The organism is Microcoleus sp. M2_D5 (assembly GCF_036701935.1).
Classification (GTDB): domain Bacteria; phylum Cyanobacteriota; class Cyanobacteriia; order Cyanobacteriales; family Microcoleaceae; genus Microcoleus.
In genome coordinates this window covers 23,882-33,780 of sequence record NZ_JAUBRP010000071.1, presented here as the reverse complement: position 1 = coordinate 33,780, position 9,899 = coordinate 23,882, and the positions used below count along the sequence as shown (strand labels likewise).

Sequence of the window (9,899 nt, the reverse complement as noted above, 5' to 3'; positions counted from 1 at the left end):
TCTGTTAAGAGTTGCTTGACTAATGATTGAAAGGCTTTGACAACGGCGGCGTAAGGGATATTTCGTTGAAATTGGTCGAATTTTCCGGCTATAAAATAACCTCTGGCTTTAGTAATTGGTTTATAAACTTCTTGTACTAAGGCGGATTTTCCTATGCCTGAGTAACCGGATACTAGCATCATTTCGGTGCTGCCCCTGCTGACTCGCTCAAAGGCTGCTAATAAGGTTTCAACTTCTGTTTCTCTGCCGTAGAGTTTTTGAGGTATCTGAAACTTATCTGTAATATCTTTTTGGGCGATCGCAAAATCTGCAATTCCTCCCGTAGTTTTTAATTGTTCTAGGCATTCTTCTAAGTCAGCGATAATTCCCCAAGGGCTTTGATATCTGGCTTCAGCGGTTTTCGCTAATAGCTTCATCACAATATTAGAAACAGCTTTAGGAATTTCTCGATTGATTTGGTGGGGCGGTACTGCTTGTTTGGCAATGTGACAGTGGATTAATTCCATTGCATCGCTGTAATCCCACGGCAATTGCCGCGTTAGCAGTTCGTAAAAAGTGACTCCTAATGAGTAAAAATCAGTGCGGTAGTCTATCGCTCTGTTCATTCTGCCTGTTTGTTCCGGCGATATATAGCTAAGAGTGCCTTCTAAAACATTAGGATTTTTCAGGGTAGGATTTTCGCGCTTTAAAACAGTAGAGATGCCAAAATCTATAATTTGAACTCGCCCTGTGGTTGAGTTGATAATAATATTGCTGGGATTGATATCTTTATGAATAATTTTATGTCGGTGAATTTCACCTAAAGCCCTGGTTATTTTAATAGCTGTTAATAAAAACTCTTCTAAGGTAAGTTGGTGAGAAGCCAATAAGAGCTTTAATGAGTCTCCACCGCAATCCTCGAAAATGATAGCCAAACTGTTATGGTATCTTTCTAAGCTGTAGGTCTTAGGCACACTTTCTAGGTGAAGATTGTGTGTAATTTCGTATTCCTGCTTGTATCTGACTAACGAAGCTGGCAGCGGATAATCTTGTTTAAGAAATTTGAGAATTACGGGTTGCTTGTCTTGCTTTCTGAGTCCCCGGTAAACTACAGAATTATTACTTTCATGGATCTGGTTGGTAATGTCGTAGCCCGGTAAGTTAATCATTCTTACAGCCTCTTGTCAGTATTAACACTCAATTATTTTTTTATATATTGTTAATTAATTAAGTAGATGTATCCTCCAATATATAATAATACCCGAAACTTTAAGAAGAGCTTAAGTTTAAAAAAAAAAATTATTTTTTCTTAACATTTATTGAAATAAGACGGCTAAACATTCCGGTCAGGAGTACGATCGCTCCACAGTTTCCTGTAAAATTCGGCAAAACAGAGTGAAGTGCGATCGCCGTTAGTCTTGATAGGAGATTTGAGTGTTGCATAATTAGAGTATGAATAAGTGGAATCACCATGCAATGAAAGCAAGTGCAAATTAACCCATATCCGTAAAAACACTAAGAAAAAAGGAAAACATAAGCACATTTGTGTTAAGTGCGATCGTCAATCGATCGCTGATGATGAGTCCCACGCCTGGTTACAGCAAGACTGTGAAACCGGAATCCCTAAAAATGTATGTCAATAGTATAGGTTTTCGGGCAATTAAGGAATGAGAATTAAATAACTTCCACTCTTGAAAGTGGGATGGGCTCTTATAGCCCGTCTTTTAAGGACGGGCTATAAGAGCCCATCCCACAATAACAATTAAAATTATAAGTTATTTAATTCGCGCTCCTAACGAATCAAAGGAGTTTATCAAACCACCCTAATAATTTGGGCAAGACTTGTGAAAAAACTCCATTACCAAGGATTGCCAATCATTGTAAAGGCGGCCCAATAATAAGGATGCGAAAGCACTCTATCACCCCGCGCCGCAATTTCTGGAGGCAAAATTAGACCCCCAGAAAGCCCTTCGGCTCGCAACATCCCGTCTTGAATCCGCACGCGCCCCCGCAGCATCTCCAATTGCGCGCGTCGCAAAGCCTCCGCTTTAATCATCAAATTGCCACCGCGTCTGGGGGCCCGCAACCGCCGATAAAACTCAGTCATCAGCCCCAAAGTCCCATCATCGCTGACTTCCCACAAACTTGCCAAAGCGGATTTAGCACCGCTAGCTACCGCCAAACCCGCAAACCCCAACTCCGCATCTGCATCGCCCAAAGCGGTACTGCACGCGCTTAAAACTAACAGATTCACCGGCGGTTCATTCCACCGCAACTGCCGCATTTGATCGATACGCAATTTACTATCCCACAACTGAATGTAAGAATTTTTCGGTTCTCCTGGCTGGAATTCGCTGTGAGTTGCTAAGTGAATGATGCCAAAAGGCCGATTTGCCCGCTGAGCTTGCAAATTTCCGAGAGTAAAATCTTGATTCAAAAATGATTTTCCTTCACTTGGCGGCGCGATCGACTCTAACTCCACCGGTACCGCTGGTAATGGCGCTTTATCTTCAAATACCGACGCCCCCATCGCCAAAATTTCATCATCCGCAATATTGTCGTAGCCGATATCAGTTAAGCTCAGACTCGGCATCACGCTAATGCTGTATTTCTCAACTAAAAAGCCTTTGCCATCGTGAAGAGCAGCAAACGGCACACTCCGCAAACCTGCTGCCGGAATTACAATTAAATTGTCAATTTTTAAAGCTCTCAATTCTGGAGCAACTGGCGCAATTAACCACAGATAAAGTTTTTGCGCCACATCCAAATAACTAATGCTGCTTCTTTTTCGGGGATTAGTTATTTCGGTTTGCAGGGCGTCAGCTAGTTGCAACACCTGCCAGCGCGTTGTAGCCGGAATTAAAACGCGCTGGGGTTGAGCATTAGCTGTTACTAACACTATTTCTAAATGCTCCCCACTCGGAACATCGGAAACTTCTTTGCCATCCGGCGACAACCTCTGAGTCAACTTATCTTCTAAGGGGCGAGGAGCCTGGGAGGTGAGGTGTTTTCTCACAGGCAATAGATTAGATAAATCCTGACTTGCCACCAGTACAGAATCATCTTCTTTGGCTGCGGCTGCATCCGATCTGCTGACCCAATTCATATAAATAATGGCAGATTTTATCCCGGTAATTTGCTCGTTTTTGCGAAGATTTTCGTAGATTACCGACATATTACTAATCGGTTTTCTTGCGGGCAAATCCAAATATTTTTCGTACTCGCGAGTAAAGATTTCCTCAAATGCTAAAACTCCTGAACCTGCCGAATCTAGCCTGCGAGAAGGAGCGAAAATATCCGGGCTAATTTCGGGAGTGTTGTATTGACTTTGCGATCGCAATTCTACTTGCAAAGATGCAGGAAATGACAGCGCCGGATCTGGATTTACGGGGACTGCTGGCACTACAGGCGGTGCGGGAATTGGTGCGGGAATTGGTGCGGGAATTGGTGCGGGAATTGGTGCGGGAATTGGTGCGGGAATTGGTGCGGGAGCAGAGGGCGGGCGCGGTGTAATTAGGGAAATCTGATTTGGTAAAATTCCTTGGGTGTAAGTTTGCCCAAAAGCAAGACTGGGCAAAATGGCGTTTCCCGCGCCAGCATTAATGCTTCCCAGGGTTCCATTGTCGATCGCGCCGCCAACTACAAACGGTCGATCGATACCGCCTCCGTGGCGAATTTCGATCCTCCCCGCCCCCGCACCTCCGGCACTAGAAATACTCGAAGAATTGCCCGATATATCGTTGAAAACATTGTTCGAGCGAAACAAACCGGGGGTGGTCACATCAACGCTGCCGCCAGTGCCTCCAGGGCCGCTTTGAGCGTTGATAAAGCCCAACTGAATGTTATCGGTCGCGCTCAGGGAAACGCCCCCGCCGTTGCCGTTTGAAGTGCTGCTGGAGTTGAGATCGAGAGCCGAAATGCCCGATGAAGAGGTGACAGCAATATTTCCGCCGATCGCCCCCGAAGCGTTCAAAACTCCCGCAGTTAAAGGGCCGGCATTGCTTTGGATCGCGATCGCGCCTCCTGTGCCCGCCGATGACGAGTCGATCGCACCCGCAGCAACAGTATTCCCCTCAACCCGAATCCTCCCGCCGTTCGAGGTAATATTGCCAGTCCGAACCTCCCCGCTTCCTTGCAGGTTCACGTTAGCGCCATCCGTCCTTAAATTACCCTCTAGGAGGACGTTTTCTGCCTTGATATCGGCTCCCAAAGCAGCCGTGCTGTCCCCCCCGAAGGTAACGGAATCTCGCGCGTTAACGCTCAAAATTCGGGCGGCAATTGTGGAAGCAGCCGTCACGCTAGCAGCATCTGCCGAAAGCCGGCCCAACCTCTGAGTTTGACCGACTCTGCCGTCAAAAGTAATGTTGCCGCCAGCGCGCAGCGTCAAATTATGAGCCCGGCCCGGCGTGCTGTCGAGGGTATTGGCAAAAGCGATATTGCCGGTGGTGGCGGCAAGGGCGGCGGTGCGATCGACTGTGACGTTACTATTGAAAGTCATGTCGCCAGATGTCGCAATATTGCCCGAAACCTCGGTACTGCGGGCGTTAACAGTCAAACTCGCCAGGGGTGCAGCTTGACCGACTGTAGCGCCGAAGTGCACTCGCCCAGCGTCTAGTCTCAGGGCGCGAGATCCGTCTAGGCTGCCGGAGAACAGAATGCTGCCGGTAACTTCCGCGCTCAAAGCCACGTCAGCATTGAGGGATGCGTTTCCGGTAAAAGTGAGATTGCCGCCGGATGTCGCAAGGTTGGCGTTGAGATTAGTTTGAGGCGCGTCGAGAGTCAAGCTAGCGCTGCCGCTTGTATTCAGGGGATTGTCGATCGCGATCGAGCTGCCTTGAAGTGTCAGCGGGCTGTTGAAGGTAATGGGTGCGACGATCGCGATCGAGCTGCTGTTTTCGCCCCCGATCGCGATCGAGCCGAAATCCCCCGCCAAAGCGCCCAGATCCCTTGCCGTCAAGTCCAAAACGCCCAAAATATCGCCGGTGCCACCGATCCGAATTGCTCGGTTATCGTTGGGTTGCAAGCGAATTGTTCCCCCCGCACTGCTGAGAGAATTGCTGCCGCCTCTGAAGTCAATGCCGTTAGCAGTGATAGCGATATTGCCGCCGCTAGCATTTAGTCCGCCCAGGGAGATGCTGCTGGCGAAAATGTTGATGTTGCCGCCTTGAGTCTCGATTAAATCCTTGGGGTCATTGACAACAAACACTCCGCCTGATCTAAATGTTACCGTGTCTCCCGTTCTCGCTTGCAGGGAAAGTTTGTTATCGGGCAAGTCTTGGACGGTGATGTAGCCGGGGGTTTCTAGAACCACGTTGCTGCCGGCCATCATCTGTTCCAACTGCACTTCTGAGATCGATGTTTCGTTGGGTTCTGGTGCTGATTGCAGTTCCCCGCCAGTCGAGTCCCCGCTGCTGTCCCCGTTACCGCTGACGATCGTAATATTTGCCGGATCGAGCCACAAATTGCCGATCGCGCCGTTAGTCGCGCGGGTATCGACCTCTCCTTGGAAAGTTAAAGCGTTTTTGCCGGAAACTTCTACTGTTCCGCCGTTACCTGCGGCAGTGCCCCCGCGAGCACTAATATTGCCGAAGAAGCGAGTTGTATTGTCTGACCAAATTACCGCAGTGCCGCCATTGCCGCGGTCGATCGCGTTTGCTGCGATCGTAGAATCAGGACTAACATAAGTTACCAGTGCGTTCGGCACTGCTTCCATCCCCCGGAAACCGCCTCCGACGCGCACGGTACCTCCGCCGCCAGTACCGGAAGCATCGATATTTGCGCCGAAGAGTCCGACTTTTTCCCCTAAAATATTGACTGTGCCGCCAGCATTCCCAGAAGGGCCAAATACATTTACAGAACCGGAGACGATCGCACTTCCCCCATTTACCGGCACTGTTTGGCCGCCAGTGAGTACCAATTGACCTTGTTCGTCAGTCGTTAAACCTGTGGCTGACGCTGCGCCCGGCCCCGTCAGCAACTGAGGCAAAGAAACCGGGGCGAGCGCAGAGTTTTCTGACTGCAAAGACGGAGTAATTTCTAAACTCAATAAGTTACCCGTTTGACTGATGCGGACTGCATTTTGTCCCGGAACAGCAGCCACAGTAATTTGACCGTTGGGAGCGGATAATTGTCCTGTATTAATAACAGTGCCACCGAGCAAAGTTAAACTTTGCCCGCTGCCCACTGCCAAGTTTCCCGCATTGACAATTGCACCGACTTGTGAGTTATTAAAATTAAATTGATTGGGATTTCCCAGTAAAGCTTTGTAATCATTAATTCCGGTCGAATTGAACCAGCGATCGCCGAAACCAATACCTGTAGCAGTTGTCGCAAAAAAAGATCCCGGCACGTTTAATCTAGCATTTTGACCGAAGACAATTCCGCCCGGATTCATTAAGAATAAATTTGAGTTGCCGCCGCTTACAGAAATCAGACCGTTAATAACGGAAACACTGTCGCCGGAAATGCGCCCTAAAATATTTTGAATATTTGGATTAGTTAGAAAATTAGCGATTTGACCTTCGCTGAGATTAAATTGACTGAAGCTGTGAAACAGATTTGCCCCGTTTCCTGACTGTTGTCCGCCGCTAATGTCGGTGCGGTTTTGCTCGGACTTAACAACAGTATTCGTGCCGTCAGTAGCGGGAACTACAGGTTGCGATCGCACTGCTAGAGGTAGCAGCCAAAAACCTAATGTCAAAATTAGAGCAGAACGAAAATAGGTCATTGGAGGAAGCCATTAGTCATTAGTCATTAGTTCTCAGTCATTAGTCATTAGCCGGAAGGAAGAGGTTCGAGGGAAGTCATAAAAGCTAATTGCCTATTGCCAATCCCCTATTACCAATTCCCTGTTTTGCCCATGCTCGATGCCCGATGCCCCATGCCCTATTCTAATCTCTTATCGTTTTGATTTTTTTTGAGCTGTAATGTTCCGCTAAAGTGCCCATAAACTTCAAAAAGTCGATCGCACACCGCCACCACCGGAGTCGATCGCACTCCAAAACCACCCGCTGCCAGAATGTCGGAAATTTCAGGCAAATTTTGTATTGTTCTGTAACAAGTGTATTGACAAAATCCCCCCAGAGTCCTATGATTGGAGCACTGATTGGGTGGAAAAGTAAAAACCCGCACAATAACTGGCTCCTCTAATAAAGTTAAAAACAAAATATTGATGCTTTTAGAGACCAACCATGCAAACTCCAGCTTTCCCATTTCTAACTGAACAAATAGTAGAGCGGATATTTTCGTCGGGCGAACTGACTCGCGATGACAGACAGCGAATTCAGTCAATGCTTTTAAATGAGTCGATCGGCGAAAATGAATTGAGCTTAATTGAAAGAATCATGGAAGGCGTAGTCAAGGGAATACTTGACGTGATGAATTAGTTGATAAGGAATGAGAATTAAATAACTTCCACTCTAAAAAGTGGGATGGGCCTGAAAGCCCGTCATTTTTGGACGGGCTTTCAGGCCCATCCCACAATAACAATTAAAATTGTAAGTTATTTAATTCCCGATCCTAACTGGGGCTAACATATCTAAATGTAGGGTGCGACCGGGCGCACCTTACCCTAATTTTAAATAAAAGCGAAAAGCGAAAAGCGAAAATTCTGTCACCGTTCTAAAAATCATCATCCGGGCCGTCATCCGGGCCGTCATCGGAGTTCCGAGTGCGACGTACAAGTTCAGAAGGTGGCCTGTCGTTACTCCAGGCCCACCACACGCAATCGCACTGGCAGCGGTAAAATTCTTGCCACTTCCGGCGGTTGAACTCGGTGTATACTGGCGATCGGCGATTAATCCAGACCTCAGTGGCATCCGTGCAGCTAGCATTGCACTTGGGACAGCAAAACTCATTAGCGTGAACCGCCGTCGCAGTCCATTCAGGAGGATGTGGAGCAAAAGCTTCCATGTGTGAGAGTTTCTATCTAAACTGCTGGTAATTACGGCAAATCAAGGCTTGCTAAAGATCCGCAGACTTCGGAATGACCTAAGCAATGACATCAGTACGCTGTTGAGTGCGTAATTTATCTGCCCGTTATTTTTTTTAGCATTTGCCGTCAGATGAATAGTATAACTGATGTGGTGCAAACCGTCGATCGGCATTCTCAAGTATTTCAAGGAATCGACTCATGTCAATCTACAATCTTATCTCGTTTCTGGGAATTTTTGGATTATGTGCGATCGCCTGGGTTTTCTCAGAAAATCGCAAAGTTCAGTATATACCTTGGCGCGTCATCATCTGGGGTATTGGGCTGCAATTAGTCTTGGGATTTTTAGTATTCCTGTTCCCCCCAACTCGCATCGCCCTAGAGTGGTTTACTAGCTTACTGGATGGAGTATTCACCGCTGCTGACGCTGGAGCGAGATTTGTCTTCGGGAGCAATGTTGTACCGATACCTGGTAAAGATCCGGCAGTTAATTTAGGATATATTTTTGCCTTTCGAGCTTTACCGACAGTCATCTTTTTTTCTGGCCTCATGGCCTTGCTATACAACATTGGCGTGATTCAAATTATCACCGAAGTTTTTGCCAAAATCTTTTATATGACAATGCGGTTGAGCGGCGCGGAAGCCCTCAGCGGCGCGGCCAATATTTTCGTAGGAATTGAAGCGGCAATTGTCGTCAAGCCTTATTTACCGAAAATGACTCGTTCCGAACTTTGTGCAATCCTATCTTGCTGTTTTGGAACCGCCGCTTCTTCAACATTAGCAATTTACGTCAGTTTTCTAAAGCCTGTTTTTCCCAATATTTTAGGACACTTAGTTTCAGCCTCAATTATCGCCATTCCCGCTTGTTTTGTCCTCTCCAAAATCTTAGTACCAGAAACAGGCGTGCCGCTGACAATGGGCGGCATTCCCAAGGAAGAACGGAAGCCTAAAGGCCGCGAGTTTGTGGGCGAAGAAATTTCCGAAACGGACGGCGAAGCGATGCCACAAGAGACAGTGGGAGGAGAACCCATCGAACGAGTCAGCCCTCTCGATGCAGCGATAATTGGTGCATTGGACGGTGTAAAAATGGCAGTGGCGATCGCCGCTGTTTTGATTTTAATCTTGGGCTTAGTTTCCTTAATCAATCAATTCTTTGGTTGGCTGGCAATTTTACCAGGCCCCATTGGTGGCTTTTTCAAAGTTGTCACCTTAGCCAACATTATGGGATTTTTATTTTATCCCCTGACGCTATTAACAGGAGTCTCCATTGACGACTCTTGGCAAGCATCAGTAATCATCGGTCGCCGGCTGTTAGAAACAGCGATTCCGCCCTATCAAAGCTTAGCAGAAGCATCGGCAAAAGGACTGGTGAGCGATCGTACAGTTTTGATTGTCAGTTACGCCCTTTCCGGCTTTGCCCACTTAGCCTCCGTCGGCATATTTGTCGGCGGTACGATCGCCCTAATTCCATCCCGCCGCAAAGACATTTCCGAACTCGGTTGGAAAGCATTATTTGTCGGCACCTTAGCCACAATGATGATCGCTTGCATCGCCGGCACCTTCGACACCGGAGACGCCAGCATTTTAGGCGCTAAAACAGCCCCTGCTGCCCCGCTAACAGCCCCTGATTCTCCGAAATCACCGGCATCCCCAGCCGCGAATTCAAAGCCGTCAGTTGCCCCAGCAATTGCCAGTCCCAAGCCTTCGCCCAACGCCGAAAAACTCGCTCCGAAAGCTCAAGAATCTCCCAAATCTGACTCCAAGAAAAGCCCTTAATATCTTCAATTGACTTGTAGGGGCGGGTTAACCAACAGTATTTGTCAATAATCGACAATCTCTCAAACCCGCCCTCACCCAACAGAAAATCCCCTGTAGACTTGTAGGGGCGGGTTAACCAACAGTATCTGTCAATCATCGACAATCTCTCAAACCCGCCCTCACCCAACAGAAAATCCCCTGTAGACTTGTAGGGGCGGGTTAACCAACAGTA

General features: G+C 47.6%; 7 protein-coding genes. 3 read left to right on the top strand and 4 right to left on the bottom strand.

Annotated features, from left to right (window positions below):
• The coding region (locus tag QUA50_RS23650; protein WP_333398241.1) for a protein kinase domain-containing protein at window positions 1-1,148 on the bottom strand (1,148 nt) is incomplete at its 3' end.
• 376 nt (window positions 1,149-1,524) lie between these two features.
• On the opposite strand from QUA50_RS23650, the gene QUA50_RS23645 reads away from it, so the two are divergent.
• Window positions 1,525-1,650 carry a hypothetical protein gene (locus QUA50_RS23645; protein WP_333267478.1) on the top strand — a complete coding sequence of 42 codons (126 nt, stop codon included), beginning with the start codon at window positions 1,525-1,527 and terminating at the stop codon, window positions 1,648-1,650.
• Window positions 1,651-1,837: 187 nt separating this feature from the next.
• Here the strand turns inward: QUA50_RS23645 and QUA50_RS23640 are convergent, their stop codons facing one another.
• The gene (locus QUA50_RS23640; RefSeq protein WP_333267480.1) at window positions 1,838-6,706 is read right to left on the bottom strand and encodes a CHAT domain-containing protein; all 4,869 of its coding nucleotides are present in this window, start codon (window positions 6,704-6,706) and stop codon (window positions 1,838-1,840) included.
• Window positions 6,707-6,864: 158 nt separating this feature from the next.
• A complete protein-coding gene (locus QUA50_RS23635; RefSeq protein WP_333267482.1) occupies window positions 6,865-7,017 on the bottom strand; it encodes a hypothetical protein in 153 nt (50 codons plus the stop codon).
• 152 nt (window positions 7,018-7,169) lie between these two features.
• Here QUA50_RS23635 and QUA50_RS23630 point away from each other — a divergent pair, with 152 nt between their 5' ends.
• Window positions 7,170-7,364 (top strand): hypothetical protein, encoded by a 195-nt coding sequence (locus QUA50_RS23630; protein WP_333267483.1) that lies wholly within the window; start codon window positions 7,170-7,172, stop codon window positions 7,362-7,364.
• A 235-nt stretch (window positions 7,365-7,599) separates the two neighbouring features.
• On the opposite strand, the gene QUA50_RS23625 is transcribed toward QUA50_RS23630, so the two are convergent.
• Entirely contained in the window at window positions 7,600-7,890 is a 291-nt protein-coding gene (locus QUA50_RS23625) for a hypothetical protein (protein ID WP_333267485.1), read from the bottom strand.
• Window positions 7,891-8,110: 220 nt separating this feature from the next.
• Between QUA50_RS23625 and QUA50_RS23620 the strand changes: the two genes are divergently transcribed.
• The gene (locus QUA50_RS23620) at window positions 8,111-9,685 is read left to right on the top strand and encodes a nucleoside transporter C-terminal domain-containing protein (protein ID WP_333267487.1); all 1,575 of its coding nucleotides are present in this window, start codon (window positions 8,111-8,113) and stop codon (window positions 9,683-9,685) included.
• Window positions 9,686-9,899 lie beyond the last annotated feature (214 nt).

Bases quoted from the DNA above. Each gene is read 5' to 3' on its own strand.
- QUA50_RS23640 (WP_333267480.1), bottom strand. From the start codon at position 6,706: ATGACCTATTTTCGTTCTGCTCTAATTTTGACATTAGGTTTTTGGCTG.
- QUA50_RS23630 (WP_333267483.1), top strand. From the start codon at position 7,170: ATGCAAACTCCAGCTTTCCCATTTCTAACTGAACAAATAGTAGAGCGG.
- QUA50_RS23625 (WP_333267485.1), bottom strand. From the start codon at position 7,890: ATGGAAGCTTTTGCTCCACATCCTCCTGAATGGACTGCGACGGCGGTT.
- QUA50_RS23620 (WP_333267487.1), top strand. From the start codon at position 8,111: ATGTCAATCTACAATCTTATCTCGTTTCTGGGAATTTTTGGATTATGT.